18 protein-coding genes, 1 other RNA gene and 1 pseudogene are annotated in these 20853 nt (G+C 56.1%); 7 read left to right on the forward strand and 13 right to left on the reverse strand.

Translation table 11 applies throughout. The features are described from left to right. Nucleotides 1–50 precede the first annotated feature (50 nt). A pseudogene (locus BA6348_RS18210) lies at nt 51–2188 on the reverse strand (molybdopterin-dependent oxidoreductase); the annotation flags it as partial. Nucleotides 2189–2402: 214 nt separating this feature from the next. Between BA6348_RS18210 and BA6348_RS27420 the strand changes: the two are divergent. Next, nucleotides 2403–3056 carry a hypothetical protein gene (locus BA6348_RS27420; RefSeq protein WP_242507370.1) on the forward strand — a complete coding sequence of 218 codons (654 nt, stop codon included), beginning with the start codon at nt 2403–2405 and terminating at the stop codon, nt 3054–3056. Between the two features lie 12 nt (nt 3057–3068). After that, nucleotides 3069–3308 (forward strand): Ger(x)C family spore germination C-terminal domain-containing protein, encoded by a 240-nt coding sequence (locus BA6348_RS18220; protein WP_122952649.1) that lies wholly within the window; start codon nt 3069–3071, stop codon nt 3306–3308. Nucleotides 3309–3358: 50 nt separating this feature from the next. Here the strand turns inward: BA6348_RS18220 and BA6348_RS18225 are convergent, their stop codons facing one another. The 6 genes from BA6348_RS18225 to BA6348_RS18250 all read right to left on the reverse strand — a co-directional run bounded on the left by BA6348_RS18225 (nt 3359) and on the right by BA6348_RS18250 (nt 9863). Then, the gene (locus BA6348_RS18225; RefSeq protein WP_005832886.1) at nt 3359–3670 is read right to left on the reverse strand and encodes a hypothetical protein; all 312 of its coding nucleotides are present in this window, start codon (nt 3668–3670) and stop codon (nt 3359–3361) included. A 46-nt stretch (nt 3671–3716) separates the two neighbouring features. Beyond that, nucleotides 3717–5234, reverse strand: coding sequence for a solute symporter family protein (locus BA6348_RS18230; RefSeq protein WP_371861776.1), 1518 nt, complete (start codon nt 5232–5234; stop codon nt 3717–3719). Between the two features lie 135 nt (nt 5235–5369). Continuing rightward, complete coding sequence (locus tag BA6348_RS18235; RefSeq protein ID WP_005832888.1) at nt 5370–6896, reverse strand: solute symporter family protein; 1527 nt, start codon at nt 6894–6896, stop codon at nt 5370–5372. Beyond that, on the reverse strand, nt 6893–7243 hold the full coding sequence (locus BA6348_RS18240) for a DUF485 domain-containing protein (protein ID WP_005832890.1): 351 nt from the start codon (nt 7241–7243) through the stop codon (nt 6893–6895). The genes BA6348_RS18235 and BA6348_RS18240 overlap by 4 nt, the downstream gene beginning before the upstream one ends. A 140-nt stretch (nt 7244–7383) precedes the next feature. Beyond that, nucleotides 7384–8112, reverse strand: coding sequence for a LytR/AlgR family response regulator transcription factor (locus BA6348_RS18245; RefSeq protein WP_005832892.1), 729 nt, complete (start codon nt 8110–8112; stop codon nt 7384–7386). Further along, nucleotides 8112–9863 (reverse strand): LytS/YhcK type 5TM receptor domain-containing protein, encoded by a 1752-nt coding sequence (locus tag BA6348_RS18250; RefSeq protein WP_025848389.1) that lies wholly within the window; start codon nt 9861–9863, stop codon nt 8112–8114. Before BA6348_RS18250 ends, BA6348_RS18245 begins: the two co-directional genes overlap by 1 nt. A gap of 133 nt (nt 9864–9996) precedes the next feature. Here BA6348_RS18250 and asnB point away from each other — a divergent pair, with 133 nt between their 5' ends. Beyond that, entirely contained in the window at nt 9997–11844 is a 1848-nt protein-coding gene (gene asnB, locus BA6348_RS18255) for an asparagine synthase (glutamine-hydrolyzing) (protein WP_122952651.1), read from the forward strand. A 46-nt stretch (nt 11845–11890) separates the two neighbouring features. Here asnB and BA6348_RS18260 read toward each other — a convergent pair whose 3' ends face one another. The 3 genes from BA6348_RS18260 to rnpB form a co-directional block, all read right to left on the reverse strand. Next, a complete protein-coding gene (locus BA6348_RS18260; protein ID WP_235694761.1) occupies nt 11891–12484 on the reverse strand; it encodes a DL-endopeptidase inhibitor IseA family protein in 594 nt (197 codons plus the stop codon). Between the two features lie 47 nt (nt 12485–12531). Continuing rightward, entirely contained in the window at nt 12532–14574 is a 2043-nt protein-coding gene (locus BA6348_RS18265) for a molybdopterin-containing oxidoreductase family protein (protein ID WP_122952652.1), read from the reverse strand. 225 nt (nt 14575–14799) lie between these two features. Further along, an RNA gene (gene rnpB / locus BA6348_RS18270) (RNase P RNA component class B) lies at nt 14800–15189 on the reverse strand. Nucleotides 15190–15324: 135 nt separating this feature from the next. Here rnpB and BA6348_RS18275 point away from each other — a divergent pair. Further along, the gene (locus tag BA6348_RS18275; RefSeq protein ID WP_025848379.1) at nt 15325–15633 is read left to right on the forward strand and encodes a HesB/IscA family protein; all 309 of its coding nucleotides are present in this window, start codon (nt 15325–15327) and stop codon (nt 15631–15633) included. A 13-nt stretch (nt 15634–15646) separates the two neighbouring features. Next, on the forward strand, nt 15647–16177 hold the full coding sequence (locus tag BA6348_RS18280) for a gamma carbonic anhydrase (RefSeq protein ID WP_005832901.1): 531 nt from the start codon (nt 15647–15649) through the stop codon (nt 16175–16177). Between the two features lie 45 nt (nt 16178–16222). Here the strand turns inward: BA6348_RS18280 and BA6348_RS18285 are convergent, their stop codons facing one another. Both BA6348_RS18285 and BA6348_RS18290 read right to left on the reverse strand, forming a co-directional pair. Then, on the reverse strand, nt 16223–16768 hold the full coding sequence (locus BA6348_RS18285) for a GNAT family N-acetyltransferase (protein ID WP_005832903.1): 546 nt from the start codon (nt 16766–16768) through the stop codon (nt 16223–16225). A 212-nt stretch (nt 16769–16980) separates the two neighbouring features. Next, nucleotides 16981–17661, reverse strand: a complete 681-nt coding sequence (locus BA6348_RS18290) for a DUF1385 domain-containing protein (RefSeq protein WP_026557021.1) — start codon at nt 17659–17661, stop codon at nt 16981–16983. 78 nt (nt 17662–17739) lie between these two features. Here BA6348_RS18290 and yfkAB point away from each other — a divergent pair, with 78 nt between their 5' ends. Then, nucleotides 17740–18855, forward strand: a complete 1116-nt coding sequence (gene yfkAB, locus BA6348_RS18295; RefSeq protein ID WP_005832907.1) for a radical SAM/CxCxxxxC motif protein YfkAB — start codon at nt 17740–17742, stop codon at nt 18853–18855. Between the two features lie 30 nt (nt 18856–18885). Beyond that, nucleotides 18886–19140 carry an alpha/beta-type small acid-soluble spore protein gene (locus BA6348_RS18300; protein ID WP_026557020.1) on the forward strand — a complete coding sequence of 85 codons (255 nt, stop codon included), beginning with the start codon at nt 18886–18888 and terminating at the stop codon, nt 19138–19140. 65 nt (nt 19141–19205) lie between these two features. On the opposite strand, the gene BA6348_RS18305 is transcribed toward BA6348_RS18300, so the two are convergent. After that, nucleotides 19206–20702 (reverse strand): MDR family MFS transporter, encoded by a 1497-nt coding sequence (locus tag BA6348_RS18305; protein WP_122952653.1) that lies wholly within the window; start codon nt 20700–20702, stop codon nt 19206–19208. Nucleotides 20703–20853 lie beyond the last annotated feature (151 nt).

Genomic DNA, 20853 nt, shown 5'->3' on the forward strand with positions numbered 1-20853 from the left:
TTGATGTCTCGTTCTTCGGCCAGCTCCGGCAAAACCTCCAGCCACGGATTCGGAACCTTGTGGGTAATTCCCGTCGCTTTATACGTCATGTTTCCTTCATGGAAATGCTCCAGCAGGCGGCCGTTGTTCAGATGCAAGTCGAAGTCCTTCGTCAGCTCGAACATCGGCGGCAGCCAGTCAACCTGAATCAGTCGTACCTTTCCATCCGGGAACGAGAACCGCTCGGTAAAGAGCAACGGCGTATCCTCCCCGTCAGGCTTCACTGGCCATAGCTGGCTGTTCCAGCCTTCCAGCCGCTCGTAGCTGACTCCGGCAAACATCGGAGCGAGGCTGGCTGCTTCCACCATGATTTCACTTGGGTGCGTGTAGTTCCAGTTTGCGCCCATCGTGTTGTCCAGATCGCGAATAATCATCCAGTCCGGCCTGGATTCGCCCAACGGCTCAAACACTTTGTGCAGCCGCTGAATCCGCCGTTCCGTGTTGACGAACGTCCCGTCTTTTTCCAGACTCGGCGATGCGGGCAACACCACGTCGGCAAACTCGCCCACAGGATGCACGTGCCGTCGGCTTCGTGAATCATCGTCGCCAGCTTTATCAGCTCTTCTTTTGTCAACCCGGTCACTTCTTCGGCATATTCAAGGGTGAACTTTTGCAGCGATTGGACGAACTCTTCGTAGCCGTTTACCCTTGCTTGAATAAATTCTTTTGCTTCCCAGCCCTGGTCGATGATGTATTTCGTAATCGCGGAAATCCAGACCAGATCGGTTCCCGGCTTCGGATGCAGATGCAAATTCGCTTTTTGCGCCAATTCGTTTTTCCGCAGATCGACAACCGCGAGCTTTTGCCCAAACAGCTTGTGCGCTCGCTTGATCCGGGTCGTCAGCACCGGGTGGGATTCCGCCGGATTGGCCCCGACCACGATGACCAGGCCGGCGCTTTCGATGTCCTGAATCGTTCCCGAGTCGCCGGAGTAGCCAACCGTCCGCATCAACGCCATGGAAGCAGGCGACTGGCAATAGCGGGAGCAGTTGTCGACGTTGTTCGTCTGGATGACAGAGCGGGCGAACTTCTGGAAAATGTAATTTTCTTCATTGGTGCATTTGGAGGAAGCGATGAAGCCGATCGAATCTGGCCCGTACTTTTCTTTCAGTTCGTTCAGTTTCTTGCTGATAAACCCAAGCGCTTCTTCCCAGCTCGCTTCGACGAATTTGTCGCCTTTGCGAATCAACGGCCTGGTCAAGCGTTCTTCGCTGTTGACGAAATCCCAGCCCCATTTCCCTTTGACACAGGTGGAGATGCCGTTTACGGGCGCTTCTGGCTGCGGCTCGATTTTCAAGATTTTGCGGCCTTTCGTCCATACCTCGAAGCTGCAGCCTACCCCGCAATACGTACAGACCGTTTTGGTCCGCTTAATCCGGGTTTTGCGCATGCTGGCCTCGATTTCGGATACGGCAAAAATTTCTTTGTAGCCAGGTTCCACTTCTTTGGTGATGTTAATCATCGGCTCCAGCACATCGGCGGGAATCCCTGTCATATACCCGGCTTCGCCGAGCATGGATTTTTCCATTAACGCGTTGCATGGGCATACGGTGACACAATGCCCACAGGAAACACAGGAAGACTGGTCGATCGGCACATCGTTGTCCCAGATTACGCGCGGATTTTCGCGGTTCCAGTCGATGGAAAGCACTTCACTGACTTGCAGATCCTGGCATGCTTCCACACAGCGGCCGCACAGGATGCATTGATCGGGTTCGTAGCGGTACATCGGATGGGATAGATCGGGGGGATACGGCTTCGGCTTGAACTCGTATTTTTGATGCTCAATTTCCAGGTACTCGGCGGTGTTGTGGACGACGCAGTTTCCGTTGTTGTTGTCACAAACCGTACAGTACAACTCGTGATTGCGCAAAATGCGCGACATCGCCTCCAACTGCGCTTCTTTGGCCAGCTCCGACTTTGTGTTGACGATCATTCCCGGCTCGCTCCCCGTTGCACAGGAGCGAACCAACTGGACGTTCACTTCCACCATACATGTATCGCACGTCTGAATCGGCATCAGATTGGGATGTTTGCAGATATGAGGAATATAACAATCATGGGATTCTGCCACATCCAAAATCGTTTGCCCTTGCACGGCGGGGTACGTTTCGTCGTTGATTTGAATCGTGTACGATCGCTCGTCCATTTTGCCATCCCTCCACAAAATAAAGAACATCCTGGTATGTACGCAAAGCAAACAAAGGTAAATAAAATGCCTGTACCCTTTCTATTCTGAAGTTATTCTGTCGTAACGCTGGGGGATTATACATTTTTACGCAAACGCTGTCCGGGCGCACGAGCTGCAGCTTTACATTCCGCCTGCTCACGTTGGCAACAAAAAACCCAGGGTGTTTGCCCTGGTGTCGTGCCGGAGAATCGCGTATAGAGAGCGGTATGACGGCGCGATTTTATCGTTGGCACTCGGCCCGATCATCGGGGACATCCTCATGTACATCTTTACCAGCTCGATGCTGACGTTTCGCGGCCAATGGTTGCCGGAAATCTTGCGGCACGCGTTGCCCAGGGCCATTGCGATTCCGGCGCTGCTGCTTCTGGGCAGCGCGTCGTTTATATCGGGAGCGCTCGTATTGATTAACTACGCCTTCATCGTGTCCCGCTATTTAAGCCCGGAGACTCCGGTGTACGTACTGTTGATTCTATTTGTTGCGGTAGCGAGCTTCGGCGCCTTGCAAGCTTCGAAAACGGTGCTGTACAGCACGGAGCTGATTCTGATTTTGAACGTGCCGCTCCTGCTGTTTTCAATTGTCAAGGCGTACACGAACCCAAACATGAACTTCGACGAAGTAAGGGCGATGATTGATTACACGTGGATTTTTCCCAGTTGGAAAAGCCTCGCCGTCTCGACGTATGCGGTGACGGGATACATCAGCCTGTCGATTTTCAACCGCGCGTTTTCCGGTGTCCAAATACTCAAGCACCGCTGGACGATCCCCTGTATCGGGTTCAGTATCCTGTTTACCGCGTTTTTTGCATTTCCTATTTATTCGCCATGATTACATGGCGCCTTGTTCGGGATCGGGACCGTAATCGTCGGAAGCTGGCTCAGCGAAGGGACAAAGCACTATCACCACGTGCTGCGAAAGCTGCAGACGCTTGGCGTCGATCCGATCGGGTTTGGCTTGCGCTATCGGGCTACCCACTACGAGCGGGAAAAAGACTGGGAGAGATGGAAAGCGATCTATCCCCGGCTCGACTGGCAAATCAAGGTGAACATCGACCTCGTCGGATCGGGCGGAATCAAATGACACAGCCGCCCACAAAGACAAAACGACCCTCTGCACGGGGTCGCCAGTTTCTACTCTTCTTTTTTCATGACGCTGTACTCGTCGCGCACCATGGAGACGTCATCGCCTTGCTGGGTCATCTCCAGCTTGTACAAAATGTCGGAAAGCACCGAGGCGACGATCAAGGTCAGATCGCCCGTATTGACGGGTTGGCGAAAATAGTGCCCGATCATCTCGTAGCCTTTTCGCTTGAACGATTCGGTGTCGTCCTCGCCCAAGGCATCACACAATTCTGCGATCAACTCGTTCAACGCGATTCGCGCCCGCTCGTACACGTCGGGCTGATCGGTGGAAACGACATCTGCTTCCTTTTTCTGGCCCAAATTGTCTCTCCTCCTTCCCCCTATAGGGTGGAACAGGAACAAATTTTTATGCAGAATCCGCTTGGCGTGCTGTCCGCGCCTGCGAAGTGCGGATGCCCGTCAATGCCTGGAGCAGCACGCGGTCGTAGTGCGCTTCAGCGTCAGGCTTGCGGGAATCGAGCAGCGTGCCGAGCACAGCGCCCAAAAACCCGAGCGGAATCGAAATCAAGCCGGGGTTGGTCAGCGGAAAAATCGGCTCGGCCAAAATGAAGCCGGTCTGTGGATTCATCACGGTCGGTCCGGCCACGACGAGTACGACGGACGCGATCAGCCCCGTCAACACGCCGCAAATCGCCCCGCGCACGGTAAAGCGGCGCCAGTACAGCGTAAACAACAAGAGCGGCAAATTGGCCGAGGCGGCGACGGCAAAGGTCAGACCGACGAGAATCGCGACGTTCATCTTTTCCGCGCCGATCGCCAGCCAGATGGAAGCGAATCCGACGGCAACCGACGAGCATTTGGCCATCGCGACCTGTTCTTTTTCCGACGCCAGCCCCCGCCGGATCAGATGGCTGTAGACGTCATGGGCAAAAGCGGACGAGGCGGACAGCACCAGCCCGGTCACCACGGCCAAAATCGTGGCAAAGGCGACTGCAGCGATGTAGGCCATCAAAAATTCGCCGCCGAGCGCATCCGCGAGCAGCGTCACGGTCAGATTGCCGCCAAAGCCGACATTTTTCAGCGCCTCATAGCCGACGAAGGCGCTTGCGCCAAAGCCGAGAAAAATCGTCAGCAAATAAAACGCGCCGATCACCCACGTAGCCGTGTAGATCGAGGAACGGGTGGTCACCGCATCCTTGACCGTAAACAGGCGGGAGATGATGTGCGGCAGCCCGGCGGTGCCGAGAATCAGGGCGAGATGCAGCGAGATCGTCTCCAGCGGATCGTTCAACTGGTTGCCCGGATGCAAAAATTGCTCCTGCAACGGCGTGATCGTGCTGACGTGGGAAAACATCTCCGACAGGCTCCAGCCGAATCGCGAAAAGACGATCAGACTGAGGATGAGCGTCCCCGTCAGCAACAAAATCACCTTCACAATCTGCACCCACGAGGTCGCGACCATCCCGCCGAAGACGACGTAAAACGTCATCAGGCTGCCGACGATCATGACCGCCGTATCGTAGTGGACGCCGAGCAAATAGTGGATGAGCGCCCCTGCCCCGACGAGCTGCGCGATCATGTAAAAAATCGTAATCAACAGCGTCGTACAGGCGACCACCCCGCGCAGCCACAAGCTGTCGAAGCGGACGGCAATCGCGTCGGCGAGCGTATAGCGCCCGAGGTTGTGCAACGGCTCCGCGATCAGAAACAAAATGATGAGATAGGAGACAAAAAAACCGATGGCGTACACGAAGCCGTCAAAGCCGTACATGGCAATCGTCCCGGCGATGCCGAGAAACGAAGCCGCGCTCATGTAGTCGCCCGCAATGGCAATGCCGTTTTGCAGACCCGTCAGGCGGTTGCCGGCGGCGTAAAAATCTCTGGTCGTTCCCGTCTGCTTGGCAGCCGAATATGTAATCGCCATCGTCCCGATTATGACAGCCAAAAAGAAAATGATCGTCGTCACGGACCCGCTCTCCTTTCCCCGCGCCAAACGAAAAAGCCCAGGGATCACCCTGAGCCTTTTTGCCTGGCAGGAGCTTCCTTGCGTTATTTGCTTCTACGCCGAGTCCTTTATTCCTGTGTTCGCCCGCACCAAAATTTCGTCGTACTTCGCGTCGTTGCGCGAGCTGGACAGCAGCGTGCCGATCCAGGCGGCCAAAAACCCGAGCGGGATGGAGACGATTCCCGGATTCGGCAGCGGGAACAACGCTTCTCCGACCAAAATCGCTTTTCCGGCAACCGGATTCCAGACGTTGGGGCTCAAAGCCACGAGAATCAGCGAACTGAACAGCCCGACCAGCATGCCGCTGACCGCCCCTGTTGTGTTAAACCGTTTCCAGAAGATCGTGAACAAAATGACGGGCAGGTTGGCGCTGGCCGCAACGGCGAAGGCAAGCGCGACGAGAAACGCCACGTTCAAATTTTGGGCAAACAGCGCAAGTGCGATGGACACGACCGAAACCCCTACCGAAGCCCATTTCGCCATCTTCATTTGCTCTTTTTCCGTCGCTTTGCCCTGGCGGATGACGTGGCCGTAAAAATCGTGGGCAAACGCCGAGGCTGCGGTCAGCACCAATCCGGCCACGACGGCGAGAATCGTCGCGAAAGCAACGGCGGATACAAAGGCAAAGAGGAAGTTGCCGCCGAGTGCCTGGGCGAGCAGCGGAGCGCCCATGTTCCCGGCCGCATCCATGTTTTCCGCTCCTACAAACGCCGCTGCGCCAAAGCCGAGGAAGATCGTCATGATGTAGAAGAGGCCGATAATCCAGGTGGCGTAGACGACGGACTTGCGGGCAGTCGTCGCGTCTTTTACCGTAAAGAAGCGAATCAGGATGTGCGGCAGCCCGGCCGTTCCGAGCACCAGCGCCAGGTTGAGCGAGATCGTATCCAGCCCGACCTTGAACTTGTTGCCCGGATTGAGGAACTGCTCCCCGAGCGGCGTCGCCGTTTTCATCTGTTCAAACATCGTCATCAGGTTGAAATCAAACTTGGCAAAGACCATCAGCGAGATGATGAACGTGCCGACCATGAGCAGCACGGCTTTGACAATTTGCACCCACGAGGTTGCCGTCATGCCGCCAAACACGACGTAGACCGTCATCAGCGCCCCTACAATCAAAACAGAGGTCGTGTACTCCAGCCCGAGTAATAGCTTAATCAACGCCCCCGCCCCTACGAGCTGGGCGATCATGTAAAAAATCGAAATGGCGATGGAGTTCAGTGCAGCCACACCACGTACCTGCTTATTGTCAAAACGCGCAGCAATCATGTCCGCCATCGTGTATTTGCCGAGGTTGCGCAAAGGCTCCGCTACCAAGTAAAGCACGACGAGGTAGGCGACGAGAAAGCCGATGCTGTAAAAAAAGCCGTCAAACCCGCTTAATGCAATCATTCCGGCAATCCCGAGAAACGAAGCGGCAGACATGTAGTCGCCCGCAATCGCCAGCCCGTTTTGCCACCCTGTCAGCCCACCGCCCGCGGTGTAAAACTCGCTGGTCGTATTCGTCCGCTTGGAAGCGTAATACGTAATCACCAGCGTAAGCACGACAATTCCTAAAAAAAGTAAAAATGCCGTTACATTCATTTGCCCCCGCCCCCTGTCTCCCGCTTGATTTTCTCCACCAGCTCGTCAAAGCGCGCGGCCCGTTTGGTGTACAAAATACAGAGGCCCCAGGTCATGATGAATTGGGCAAAGGCGAACACCCACGCCCACGAAATCGCTCCAATCGCCGGCTGGTTGAGCACGGTGAAATAGGAGGTCAAGATCGGCAAAGTAAAGTAGAAGACAAAGAAGAAAATGGAAGATGGCAGGATGAACGCCCGTTTGCTGCGCAACAGCTCCTTGAAGGTGTCTGATTGGATGATCGCTGTGTAATCACTGCTATCCTGCTTCTGGCCCTGTGTTTTTGGAACCGAAAGCGGCTTGCTCATTGGAACCTCCCCCTCTTCAAACAAAAAATGTAAGCGCTTCCTCTATTGTAGGGAATCCGTTTTTGTTCGTGTGGCTTTTCGCGCAAGATGTCTGGGGGCGTGCGCCAACGGCCGATTTTGCATCGCGATCTGCAAGCGCCTCATTCTTCGAGCCGTCTCAGCAAATCTTTGGCCGAGGTTCGGGACACCGGGATGCGCGTCTTCGCCTCTCCTTTCAATAGCAGGTTGTAGGCGCCGTTGAACCACGGCTCCAGCTCGCTCACATAGTGCAGGTTGACCAGGTAGCTTTTGTGCGTGCGAAAAAAATCGTAGCCGGCAAGCTTTTCCATGAGCTGGGTCAGCGTCATCCGCGTGGAATACGTGTCGGTCTGGGTAATGATGCGCACGAGCCTCTCTTCTCGCACAGCGTAGACGATCGTGGCCGGATCGATCACGACCAGCCTGCTGTTGTCCTCCACGATCAGCTTGGAGCGCTTGGGAGCAGCCGGCTCCTGCCTAGGCTTGACCAGCCGCTCGCGGATGCGCTGCATCGTTTCCACCAGCCGCTTCGGCTCCGTCGGCTTCAGCAAATAATCGACGGCGTTCAGCTTGAAGGCGTCTACGGCAAACGTCTCATACGCCGTACAGAAGACGATGAGCGGCTGCGGCTTGCGGGCGGCCAGCATTCTCGCGGCCTGTGCCCCTTCCAGCTCCGGCATTTTCATATCGAGAAAAACGACGTCCGGCTCGTGCTCGTCGACCATTTCCAGCAACTCCCGGCCGTTGGTCGCGTAGGGAAGCAGCTCGACATCCCCTTCCTGTTGCAACAAATAGCTCAACTCTTCACGTGCAAGTCGTTCGTCTTCTGCAATCATGATGCGAATCGGCATCAGGCACTCACCTCTTTTTTGATTGGAATCGCAAATGTGATCGAACTGCCGCCTTCTGGCCTGTTGGCAAAATGCAGTTGCGCATCCGGGCCTTGCAAACTGATGAGCCGCTGGTTGACGTTGTGGACCCCGATGCCGTTTCCGTCCTTGCGCTCCATCGGAATTTTGCCCAGGAGCGGAAGCAGTTCCTCCGGGAATCCTCGGCCGTTGTCCTCGATCGTAAACACGATGGCATGGCCTTGCCGCTTTACGCGCAGGCTGATTTCCCCGCCTGCCCCCATGTCGCGCAAGCCGTGGTGAATACAGTTTTCAATCAGCGGCTGCAAGGTGCCGGGCGGCATGAGCGCGTCTTCCACGCCGGGATCAACGGACGTATGCACGGCGAACTGCTCGGAAAAGCGGATGCGGATAATCTCCAAATAAGCGTGCAGATGCTCCAACTCCTGGCCGACCGTGACCAGCGTGCTCGACGTGAGCTTCAGATTGAAGCGCATGAACACGCTAAGCTGAATGGTCATATGGCGGGCGAGCTGCGGGTCGATCCGGATCAAGGTCACGATCGAATTGAGCGTGTTGAACAAAAAGTGCGGGTGAATTTGCGCCTGCAGCATTCGCAGCTCCGCGTCCTTCATCAGCCCTTTCATCTGCTCGGCGAGCGACAGCGTCAACTGGTTGGAGATGAGGTTGCCAAGCCCTTTTGCCAGCGCCTCCTGAACTTTGCCGATTTGCTGGGGACGGCGAAAATACAGCTTGATTAAGCCGACGACGCTTCCCCCTTCTTTGATCGGAACGAGTATGGCGGCTTGCAGTTGGCATTGCTTGCGCTTGCAGCCGAGCATCTCCCGGCCCACGCCCTTGTCGATCGAGCCGCTGGCCAGCACGCGCTGCTCCAGATCGCTCTGAACCGTTTCTCCGGGCAAGTGATGGTCGGCCCCGGCGCCGACGTGGGCCAGTACGCACTCCCGGTCCGTCACGGCTACTGCGATCGCTTTCGCCTCGCGTTGCAGCACGAGCGCCGCTGCTTGCGCTGTCTGCGGCGTCAGCCCCATTTTCAACTGCGGCAAAATACGCTGAGCAATCGTGAACGCACGCTCAGCCTCCAACGCAGCGGAGCGCTCCTCTTCTTGCAAGGCGACGCGAATCATCGTCGTAAAAATGGCAATCGAAATGCTGTTCGTAAGCACCATCGGAATGCCAATGACATTGACCATCGTGCGAACCAGCTCCGGCGGTCCTGACATAATCAATAGCAGCGACATCTGGATCACGGGAGCAAACATGCCGATAAACAGCGCTTTGGAGGGCGAGATCACCCGTTCTTGCGAAAAAAACCGCGCCACATAACCTGCCAACAGCCCTGTGAGCGGAACGGACAAGCCCATGGGAACCGCGGCAAAACCGCCCAACTGATACAAGTGCAGGCCTGCAATAATCCCCGCTCCCAGCCCGACCATCGGCCCGCCCAGAAGCCCTCCGATCACGACGCCGACCAGCGTGGAATTGGCAACGATCTCCTCTCCTGCAAGCGAAAAAATCCAAAAGCCCGGGATGTACCCGTCTTTGTGCACCACCACGCCCGCATACGTGCCCGCGATGCCGAACAAGCCGAACATCATCGAAAAAGCGATGGAGGTTCCAAGGTGCAGCTCCCGGTCCAAAAGCTGCCGGAACAGCGGAATCCGCGTCAGGATAAACCCGAGCGTCAAGAGAATGCCCATCCGTTCGATGAGCAGCAGCGTGAGATTGTCCACGGCTTCCTCCTGTTTGTGTTGAAATCTTCTATAAATTCCGCATTTATTTCGAATTCCCTGCTGGACAGACAATCAAGCTGGGCGTTTTGCATACGCTGAGTGTGCAATGCTTCATGGGAAGGATGATGGAAACATGTGTGGAATCGTAGGTTGGATTGATTGGGAAAAGGACCTTTCCCAGGAGCGTCCGGTACTGCAAAAAATGACCCGGTGCCTCACGGATCGCGGGCCTGACGCCGACGGGTTTTGGCTGACTCCGCGGGCCGCCCTCGGTCATCGTCGCCTCGTCGTGGTAGACCCGGCAGGCGGGCAACAGCCGATGACGGCTCTCAAAAGCGAACATGCCTGCACGATGATTTACAACGGGGAGCTGTACAACACGGAAGACTTGCGGCAGGAACTGCTCGCCTGCGGCCATACTTTTCAGTCCCATTCGGATACGGAGGTGCTGCTGCACACGTATCTGGAATGGGGCACGGACTGCCTCTCCAAGCTGAACGGTATTTTCGCTTTTGCGATCTGGGACGATCGGGCACAGCAATTGTTTGTCGCACGCGACCGGCTGGGTGTCAAGCCGCTGTTTTACGCGCAGAGAGGCAGCTCGTTTTTGCTCGCCTCCGAATTAAAAGCGCTGCTGGCCCACCCCGATGTACGGCCGGAGCTGTCGCGGGAAGGGCTCGCGGAAGTGTTTGGCATCAGCCCCGCGCGCACGCCGGGCCATGGCGTGTTCCATAACGTGCACGAAGTACGTCCGGGCTGCTTCCTCACCGTCACGCGCGACCGGGTCAAACAGGAGCGATACTGGCAGTTGGAAAGCCGTCCGCATACCGACGACCTGGACACGACGACAGCGCGCGTCAGAGAGCTCGTCGTCGATTCCATCCAGCGCCAGTTGGTAGCGGACGTCCCTGTCGCGACCCTCCTGTCCGGCGGGCTTGACTCCAGCGTCATTACGGCTGTGGCCGCCGACTATTTCAAAAAAGAAGGCCGCGGAACGCTCCACAGCTACTCCATCGACTATGTAGACAACGACAAGCATTTCAAAGCGAGCGCTTTTCAGCCGAACGAGGATGCGCCGTATGTGCAGCTCGTTTCCAAATTTTTGGGCACCGCGCACCATACGATCGAATTGGATACGGCTGAGCTGATCGATGCCTTGAAAACAGCGACGCTCGCCCGCGACCTGCCAGGGATGGCGGACGTGGACGCCTCGCTCTACCTGTTTTGCCGCGAGATCAAAAAAGAGACGACGGTTGTCCTCTCCGGCGAATGCGCAGATGAAGTGTTCGGCGGCTACCCGTGGTTTCACCGGGAGGAGCTGCTTACCGCCGGGACCTTCCCTTGGTCGCGGGCGGTGAAGGAACGGGCCTCGTGGCTTGCGCCCGAGCTGCGAGCCTGGGTCAAACCGGAGGAATACGTCGCGATGCGCTATGCGGAATCGCTCGACGAAGTGCCGCACTTGCCGGGTGAGGACCCGCTGGAAGCACGCCGCCGGGAAATGTTTTACCTCAATATTACGTGGTTCATGAATACGCTGCTCGATCGCAAGGACCGGATGAGTATGGCGGCCAGCCTGGAAGCGCGCGTGCCTTTTTGCGACCACCGGATCGTCGAGTACGTCTGGAATATCCCCTGGGAAATGAAAACGTACGGCAATCGCGAAAAAGGGATTTTGCGCAAGGCGATGGAAGGCATTCTCCCCGACGAAGTGCTGTACCGCAAAAAAAGCCCGTATCCGAAAACGCACAACCCGTCCTACACCGAAGCCGTCCGCACCTGGCTGCTTGATACTTTGAACGACCCGAGCTCGCCGCTGCTGCGGTTGGTCGATGTCCCCGTCATTCGCAAAATTGCCGAGTCGGACGCCCAGGCTTCCAGCATACCGTTCTTCGGTCAGCTCATGAGCACGCCGCAGCTTTTCGCCTACCTGGGCCAGCTAGACTACTGGCTGCGCGAATACAAGGTCACGATCAAGGCGTAGCGTAACGATGGCAACCGTGCAAAAGCAAAGCTCCTCGACCCCATGGTTATGGGGTTTTGAGGAGCTTTTTCTTTCCTTTGCTCTTTTTCTTTTTGGCCTGCTTTGCCTCGGGCTTCGCTGCAGGGTGCAAGACCGGCTTCGGCGCCGGCTTCGGCGTCGCCTTCAAAGCGGCGGCAGGCGGACGGTATCGCACGTCACCTTCGCGGCCGGACCGCTTCATGATCGTAAACGCATCGGTTTCTCCCGCGCGGATCAAGCGGTAATCCACTCTCGTCTTCTTTTCTCCCCCGACGAGGATCGCTGCCACCACTCGCTGGTTGGGGCAGTTCGCTTTGACTTGTACAGACTGTACCGTGTTCGGAAACGGCGGGACCGCGCCATACGGGATACACAGCTTTCCTTTTAGCATCCGCAGGCGGAGGTTGCGAATCATCGCCTCTGTCAGTTGTTTGCCCCAATACCTGCGAAAGATGCGGGAGATTTTCCGCTTCGTGTTGTATTTGTCGGGCAAGGGCGTGTAATCGACGCCATTTACGGTGTAGACGACCTTTCCTCGCGGCGACGTGGCGATCTGTGTCCAGACTTGCTCGGCCGAGCTGATAAACTGCTTGAACATGCGCCATTCATCCAACGATTTCACCTCCTCCATAAACCGTATGGAGAAGGGCTTATGCTAGTACGCCCTTTTTATTTGGCGAGCTTCACAACGTCCACACGCCCGGAGAAAAAGGTCGCGCCGCCGCCCATGTCGGCAACCCGATCAGGGGTGAGCGCGTTCACGTAATGCTTGGCCTGCGGGGCATCTGCCCACAAGCCTTGGCTGACGACCACGCCCGGCAAAACATTTTCGCCGACGGATACGACCAGCTCGCATTCTCCCCGCTCATTCCAGACGCGCACCGTGTCCCCATCCGCAATCCCGGCGGCGAGCGCATCCGCGCTGTTCATATGCAGGCGAGGAATTTTCTCCATCTTGACGTGCTTGTCATTGTTGGAAAACGTCGAGTTCAAAAAGTTATGGTTCGGGCCGGGAATGAATCGGTACGGATAAGCGTCGTCCGTCAGAAGCGGCGTATATGTCGGCAAGGCCGGATAGCCTCTGTCTGCCATCGTCTGCGAGTACAGCTCGATTTTTCCGCTCGGAGTTGCCAGGCGGCCGGCAAAGTACGAATCGACCTTGGCCTTCATGAAGTTTCGTTCCGCGAGCGTCTCGAAGTCGATTCCTTCCAGATGCGGATTGCCGTGCCCCTGCAGCGCCTGGCGAATCATCTCCTCGTCGGAATCGCGGAAGGCAGGCTCGTCGTAGCCCATGGCAGCAGCGAGCAAGCGGAACAGTTCCGTGTTGGACTTGCTCTCGCCATACGGGGCGAGAACCGGCTTTTGCAACTGAATGTAGCGGTGCCAGTAGCTTGTGTAAAAGTCCATGTTTTCGTACGAGGACGTAGCGGGCAACACGATGTCGGCATAGCGAGCCGTCTCGGTCAAAAACAGATCGTGGACAACGGTGAACAAATCTTCCCGCGCAAGCCCTTGTCTGACCTTGTTGCCATCCGGAGCGACAATCGCCGGGTTGCTCGTGTACACAAACAGCGACTTCACAGGTGGATTCGCTTCCAGAAGCGCTTTGCCCAGCTCGTTCATGTTGATGACGCGGGTGTTTTTGTCGGCGAGCAAATCCGGCCGCTGCAACGCGTTTTTGTTGTGCTCCAAAAATCCTTTGTTGCCCTTGATCGCGCCCCCGCCCCGCACGAGCCACTGTCCGGTGAGCGCGGGCAGACAGGCGATCGTCCGCACGCACATGCCGCCGTTGTCGTGATGCTGAATGCCGTTGCCGATGCGGATAAAGGCTGGCGACGTCTGCCCGTACCAGCGCGCCAGCTTGTAAATATCGTCAACCGGGACGCCCGTAATCGCGGACACGGTAACCGGGTCGTACGCTTTTACGTGCTCCCTTAGCTCTTCGTGGCCGACCGTGTACGTTTGCAAAAAGGCGGAATCGACCAAGTTTTCTGCGAACAGGACGTGCATAAGTCCGAGCGCCAGGGCGGTATCGGTCCCGGGCAAAATCGGGATGAACCAGTCGGCCCAGCGTCCTGTCTGGTTTTTATGGACGTCGATGACGACGATTTTCGCGCCGTTTTTCCGCGCCTGCTCGGCAAGCACGACCTGGTGCATGTTCGTGCTGACCGTGTTGATGCCCCACATGATGAACAGCTTGGCGTGTACCGTGTCCTCAGGGTCGGTCCCGAAAGCGCCGCCCATCGTGAAGTTGTAGCCGACCGCTCCTGCGCTGTTGCAAATCGTGCGGTCGAGAATGCTCGCACCCATGCGGTGGAAAAAGCGCCGATCCATGCCTTCCACATTGATCCGGCCCATATTTCCGTAAAAGCTGTACGGCAAAATGGACTCGGGGCCGTCCGCATCAATCAAGGTACGCCAGCGCGAAGCAATCGTTTCGATCGCTTCCTCCCAGGTGATGCGGACAAACTCGCCGCGGCCTTTTTTCCCGACTCGCTTGAGCGGATAGGCCAGCCGCTTCGGATCGTAGAGGCGCGCCGCCATGTTGCGCACTTTGTTGCAAATGTTTCCTCTCGTCACCGGATGGTTCGGATCGCCCTCGATTTTTACCAACTTGCCATCCTGCTTGTGAAGCAACAGTCCGCACTGATCCGGGCAATCCAGGGAGCAGACGGCAGGAAATACGCCATTTTCCTCTGTCGTAAAAGTCACGGTAGTCCCTCTTTCGTCGTTTGCTTTTTTTGGTTGTTCGCTGCAAGCTGCCACAAGCTCTAAATCCATGTAACCAGATCGCGTAACATTACTTTTCTATGTATTTTAGCATGAGTGGTGAGCATTTTCGCTACCGAAAACGCCGCGGCCTGCACTTGCGAGTCGGTCCATATAAAAAACCGCCTGAAAATCAGGCGGTTTTGTCTTATCCTATCCAGCAGGAAATGCTATAAGCCAGGTTCTGTCTCTCCCGTGCTGCAAGCGGGACGTATCCCTCGCACCAAGAGCGGTAGCCATCTATCTATGGCATCCGAAGATACCATCCGTCCCTTCCGTTTGATTCCTTCAGGACGGTTCCCCTACCAAATTTGGGTTTCTCGCTCGCAGGGTTTACCGCGTTCCATCTTTTCTGTCGCCAGAAAAGCTACGTTTCTGTGGCACTTTCAGCGTACTCGGGCCTCAGAGAGAGCCCTTTCCACGCCGTCAGCGAGGCTTGCGCCTCACTGCCCTGGCTTGCGCCAGGTACGAACACTCCAAGCATCTCAGCTTGGGCGAGCCTGGACTTTCCTCTACCGCCAATCGCCGAGACGATTGCGGCAGCGGCTACCCGCATTTCCTGCATTTCAGAATCAGTACTACATACTCTATCATACAGCTCATGTGCGGTCAACCAGCAGAAACTGGAACGTTCCCATTCGATCCTTTTGCCAACCTGTAGTACAATGAAAGAAGCGACAAGGAGGGTTGACCGTGATAACCATTACCCCACAGGCGGCAGCGCGCCTTGCCCTGATGATCGCGGAAGAGCGTGACGCAGACAAGCTGGGGATCAGGCTCGTTCCTACAACGACAGGCTGCGGCAGCTTTACCTACAGCATTGCCATCACCGAAGCGGAAAAGCACGATCAGGTCCAGGTCATCAACGAAGTCCGCTTTTTTTACCAGCCGCAAGACGTAGACAAGCTCCTTGGGACTGTCATCGATTGCGATCCTGTCACGGGGCGTTTTTCCATTCTCCATCCCCGGCCGCAAGAGGCAAATTGCCCGCATACTCACTGACCAGGAGGTTATTATGCTACTGCTTTCGTTCGAAAACATCAAGCCCAACATTCATCCAACTGTTTTCCTCGCCAAAGGCTCCGTCGTGTCGGGAGACGTGGAAATCGGCGAGGATTCTTCCATTTGGTACAACACCGTCATTCGCGGCGACATCGCGCCGACCATCATCGGCAAACGAGTGAGCGTGCAAGACAACAGCACGCTGCACCAAAGCCCGAACAACCCGTTGATTCTCGAAGACGAAGTAACGGTCGGACACAATGCCGTCCTGCACAGTTGCATCGTCCGCCGCGGCGCCTTGATCGGCATGGGCGCGATTGTGCTGGACCGCGCCGAGATCGGCGAGGAAGCGATGGTCGCGGCTGGCGCACTCGTCCCGCCCGGCATGAAAGTGCCGCCCCGCACGCTCGTGGTAGGCAACCCGGCGAAGGTCAAGCGGGAGCTGACCGAAGCAGACTTCAAAGAGCTGGTGCGCATCCGCCAGTCTTACGTCGACAAAGGAAAAATGTACCGCAAGCTGGAAGAAAGCCCGCTGGAACGGTAGCGCATAGAGACGAAAGGTCGAGGACATCCGTGCCCTCGACCTTTTTTAGTCGCGATATCTGCCCATCACGATCGTATTGTAGTAGTTGCCGTCGGAAAGCAGTTTGTCCTGTTTCAAAACGCCCTCCACTTCAAAGCCAAGCCGCTCGTACAGCCGGATCGCTTTCTCATTCGTTTCCAGGACGTGCAGCGTCATTTTTTTCACGCCAGTTCGATCCGCCCACGCGATTGATTCCTGCAACAAATGTTTTCCGATGCCGTATCCCCAAAAAGCTTGCAGGACTCCTACGCCAAACTCCACCTTGTGCGCGAATCTTTTCAGCGGGCTGCCTGCGCAGCGCGAAAACGCGACGATCTGCCCCTCTGCCACCGCCACCAGAAACAGGTTGCGGCTGCTCGCGGCGTCAGCGCGAATCAGCTCGCTGAACCCGGCTTCGTCGATGTAGTCTTCGCCTTTTTCCCGGTCCAGATTTTCCGTCTCGCCGTCGATTTGCAGCCGCAGCGCGGACAGCTCGCCCGCGTCCTGTTCCGTTGCGGAGCGGATCGTGTAAGTCAGCCCATTGACGGTAAAATCGCGCTTTTCGATTCGCATGCTGCCCCTCCCTCTCTGTTTGGAGTTGATAAACTCTGCTGTGCTCGTCCATTTTTTCACAAAAAAGCCCTCAAGCGAACGAGTATTGGAAATTTTACCAAAACAAAGGAAATGGCGCAATTGTTTTGGCAACTCCTGGCATGGAGAAAAAAGAGCAGCGTATCCATTCATTAAGAGGACACTCTGCTCTTTTCCTGCCCGCCCGCTCGTGTTCAGGCGGAGCGCTGCCGCTCCACTTCGCGAATATGCTCAAACAGCATATAGGAGCGAATCGCCGTCTCCAGGTGCAGGCGATCCGGCTCTTTTGTCGTGAAGTGCTTCTGAAAAAAAGCGGACAGCTTGTAAAGCACGCCGCAATATTTGCGCACGTAGCGCTCCCCAAACATCCCGACGAACAGGCCGCCCACGCCGCAGACAACGCTCCACTCCAGCGGCAAAAACCAGACCGAGAGCAAAAATCCGACGAAAAACCAGACGACCAGATTGGTCGAGCAGCCTTCGTTGACGATATCGGCTTTGGCGATTTGCGGCAAGGCCGCCAGCGATTTTTTGCCTGTATAGCTGAAGACTTTATGTTCTGCACCGTGAAACTTTTTCATCATTTTTGGAAAAACAAAATGAAAGCCGCCGATGTAAACCGCTACCCACAGCGGATCTATAACCACCCACGCCGGATTGACCAGGGCTGCGACCACATAGCAGGCAAGCAGCAGATGAAAAAGCTGATAATACCAGGGAAAGGAGAAAAAAATCCGATACCACAGCTTGCCGATCGTCTTGAGCGTAATTTTTTCCGCCCACATATGGATGACGCCGTCTTTTACTTCGGCACAAGCAAGCACGTTTCGATCATGAAAAAGCACACCGCGTCCAAAAGACATCCCCATAATCATGCCGTTAGCTATTCTCCTTCCGCTCTAATGTCGTTATAATAGGTTGAGTTGTACGCAGAATGAAGGAGGTTTCCACAATTGATCCGCATGGTTCCAACAACACCAATCACACCGATACACGATCCATGGGAGCCGTTGTTTAATGCGACACCGCCCGCTTACAAGCTTACCAGCGTGGAGTTTACGGTAACGAATCTGTGCAATCTCCGCTGCGAGCATTGCGCGGTTGGCGATACATTGCGATATAAAGACGATCCCGCCCTGCCTGTCGATCTGATCCTGCGCCGTCTGGACGAAGCCAAGGATTTGCTTACGCTAAGTATAACAGGCGGGGAACCGATGTACAGCGAACGAACTGTAAAGGAAGTCATCCTGCCGATCCTGCGCTACGCAGCAGACCGCGGACTGCGCACACAGATCAACTCGAACATGTCGATGCCGTTTTCCCGCTACGAGCTGATTTTGCCTTACATAGATGTGATGCACATTTCCTGGAACTGGTCTACGCCAGAGGAATTTCATGATATTGTTTACGCAAAAGCAAGGCAAACGGTTTCAATCAAACAGGCAGAAGCGCAGTTTGAGCGCATCATGGAAAATTCCCGCAAGCTCGCTGCAGCAGGCGTGTTCGTCTCCGCGGAGACGATGCTCAATCATCGGACGTGGCCGAAGCTCGATACACTGCATCGGCAAATTCAGGAAATGGGCAGCCGCAGGCACGAGGTTCACCCGATGTACGCCAGCGACTTTGCCCGCGACCTGAACGTGCTGTCTTTGGATGAGCTGCGCCAGGCGATTCACCGGATGCTCGACATTCGCAACGAAAACTTGTGGATGCTGTTCGGGACTCTCCCCTTTTTCGCCTGCAGCCCTGATCCGGCAGACCGAGAGCTGATCCAAAGACTGCGAACAGCGAAAAATGTGACCACCCGCAATGATCCGGATGGTCGGAATCGCTTGAATATCAACATTTTTACGGGCGATGTGATCGTGACCGACTTCGGCGATGTCGAGCCGCTCGGCAATATCCAGGACGCTCAGCTTCAACATATGTTTGACGCCTGGCAGCGCCATTCGTTGAACCAGAAGATCAACTGCTTCTGTCCCGCGGCCAAATGTGCCGGGCCGAACCTGCTCGTTGCCAACACTTACTACCCGGAGACGGACTTCACGTTGCGCAAGGCACTCGTCTAGTTGGGCACGCTAAGGCGAGAGGTGATATCCATGAGCAGACGAAAACGTCCTCTCGTCCCAGGTGCCAGAGCAGGGCTCGATGCCTTGAAAGCGCAAGTCGCCCATGTCGCCGATCCGAACCAGGCGAAGTATGAAGTGGCTTCCGAGCTTCACGTCCCGCTGCAGCGCGGCTACAACGGCCAGCTCAGCTCACACGACGCAGGCCGGATCGGCGGCAGGCTGGGCGGCAGCATGGTAAAGGAAATGGTGCGGATGGCCGCGCAAGCCATGAATCAAAAATCGTAACGGCCTCACGCCTTGGGAACCCTGTCTTTTGCTGAAAGCGAGCGGCGGGGTTCTTTTTCGATCAATCACGCCCTCCCCAACAGCATGCTGGCAGCCAGGCTGATGAAAATCAGCAGCATCCCGGAGAAAAACACGCCGTGCAAAGCCTCGCTGAATACGTGCTGCACGGCCGCGAGCGACTCGGGCGCAAGCGCACTGCGAAGCTGCTCGTCCAGCAGAAGCTTCGGATCGGCAAGGGCGGCAAGCTGCTCAGCAGACAGCGTGGAGTCTGCCATACCGCTCACCTCGTTCATCCCCGCCTGCATGTGCCACGCCAAAATCGTTCCGAATACGCTGATGCCCATCGTCCCGCCAATCGAGCGAAAAAATTGCGAGGTCGACATGGCGACGCCGCGTGCCTCGGGCGGAACCGCACTTTGGGCTGCTGTACCGAGCGCCGGGAAGACTGCTCCCATCCCAAGCCCCGTCACGATCATGGAAACCAAAAGCTGGCTGTTTGGCGTGGTTGCCTGAAGCTGGCCTAAAAGGTAAAAGCCAATCGCTATCAAGACCAGACTCGGAACCAGAATCGCGCGAAACGAAGCTTTGGCCAGCAGCCTTCCGCCAATGGCAGAAGACACTGCCACGGACAGCATGAGCGGTGTCAGCATATACCCCGCCTCCGCCGGACTTGCTCCGCTCACGCCCTGGACGAACAGCGGAATGTAAGCAATGGCACCAAATAGCGCTGCGCTCACGAAAAAGCCTGCGATATTTCCGAAGCCGATGGCCGGAATCCGAAACAGCGAGAGCGGCAAAAGCGGCTCCTTCGCCTTGCTTTCAACCCAGATGAACAGCCCCGTCAAAAGCAGACCCGTACCGAACAAGCCGAGAACCGGCCATGAGCCCCATGCGTCATGCAGCTCCCCTCCGATCACCAGGGCGAGCAAAATCGCAAGGACAGCGGCGCTCAGGCTGATGGCTCCGTACCAGTCAATCTGCGGCTTTTTGTCGCGAATCGTTTTCCCGCGCCACGCCAGTGCGATGAGCAGAAAGGCGGGAATGCCGATCGGCAGATTGAGAAAGAAAATCCAGCCCCAGTCCCACTTCTCCACTATGATCCCTCCCAGCGTCGGACCGACCATGCTCGCCAAAGCGAACACCGCTCCGAACAAGCCCTGGAATTTTCCGCGTTGCTCGGGTGGGTACAGCTCGCCGACAATCGTAAAGGCAATCGGCAGCAAAGCCCCGGCCCCCAAGCCTTGCACTCCCCGGGCGGTAATCAGCTCCATCATCGAGCCTGACCATCCGCACAAGAGCGCCCCCGCCAAAAACAGCGCCAACCCGCTCAAATAGACAATCCGCGTGCCAAACAAATCGGCGAGCTTTCCGTAAATCGGCATCGTGATCGTCGAAGCGAGCATGTAGATCGCAAACACCCAACTGTAGAGCGACAATCCTGCCCATTCTTTTGTAATCGTCGGCATGGCCGTGGCCACGATCGTCTGATCCAGCGACGCCAACACCAGACCAAGCAGCAAGCCTGCCGTCACCAGATTCACCTGACGCTTTTGTTCCTTCATCTCGTTCCCTCCCTTTTTTTGTAAAACCGTCGTTGACAGCTTCAAAAATATAAGGGAAATCGCAAAAAATGAATAGACTTTTTCTTTGCGATCGGTTATTCTGATGATAGAGTCTGCCCCTGAGAACTTGCAGGTTTCCATTGCTTTCGGA

Origin of the sequence: Brevibacillus agri, from assembly GCF_004117055.1 — a bacterium.
Taxonomy (GTDB): Bacteria; Bacillota; Bacilli; order Brevibacillales; family Brevibacillaceae; genus Brevibacillus; species Brevibacillus agri.

Bases quoted from the DNA above. Each gene is read 5' to 3' on its own strand.
- BA6348_RS18230 (WP_371861776.1), bottom strand. From the start codon at position 5,234: ATGGCGATTACATATTCGGCTGCCAAGCAGACGGGAACGACCAGAGAT.
- BA6348_RS18235 (WP_005832888.1), bottom strand. From the start codon at position 6,896: ATGAATGTAACGGCATTTTTACTTTTTTTAGGAATTGTCGTGCTTACG.
- BA6348_RS18240 (WP_005832890.1), bottom strand. From the start codon at position 7,243: ATGAGCAAGCCGCTTTCGGTTCCAAAAACACAGGGCCAGAAGCAGGAT.
- BA6348_RS18245 (WP_005832892.1), bottom strand. From the start codon at position 8,112: ATGCCGATTCGCATCATGATTGCAGAAGACGAACGACTTGCACGTGAA.
- asnB (WP_122952651.1), top strand. From the start codon at position 9,997: ATGTGTGGAATCGTAGGTTGGATTGATTGGGAAAAGGACCTTTCCCAG.
- BA6348_RS18280 (WP_005832901.1), top strand. From the start codon at position 15,647: ATGCTACTGCTTTCGTTCGAAAACATCAAGCCCAACATTCATCCAACT.
- BA6348_RS18285 (WP_005832903.1), bottom strand. From the start codon at position 16,768: ATGCGAATCGAAAAGCGCGATTTTACCGTCAATGGGCTGACTTACACG.
- BA6348_RS18290 (WP_026557021.1), bottom strand. From the start codon at position 17,661: ATGATTATGGGGATGTCTTTTGGACGCGGTGTGCTTTTTCATGATCGA.
- BA6348_RS18300 (WP_026557020.1), top strand. From the start codon at position 18,886: ATGAGCAGACGAAAACGTCCTCTCGTCCCAGGTGCCAGAGCAGGGCTC.
- BA6348_RS18305 (WP_122952653.1), bottom strand. From the start codon at position 20,702: ATGAAGGAACAAAAGCGTCAGGTGAATCTGGTGACGGCAGGCTTGCTG.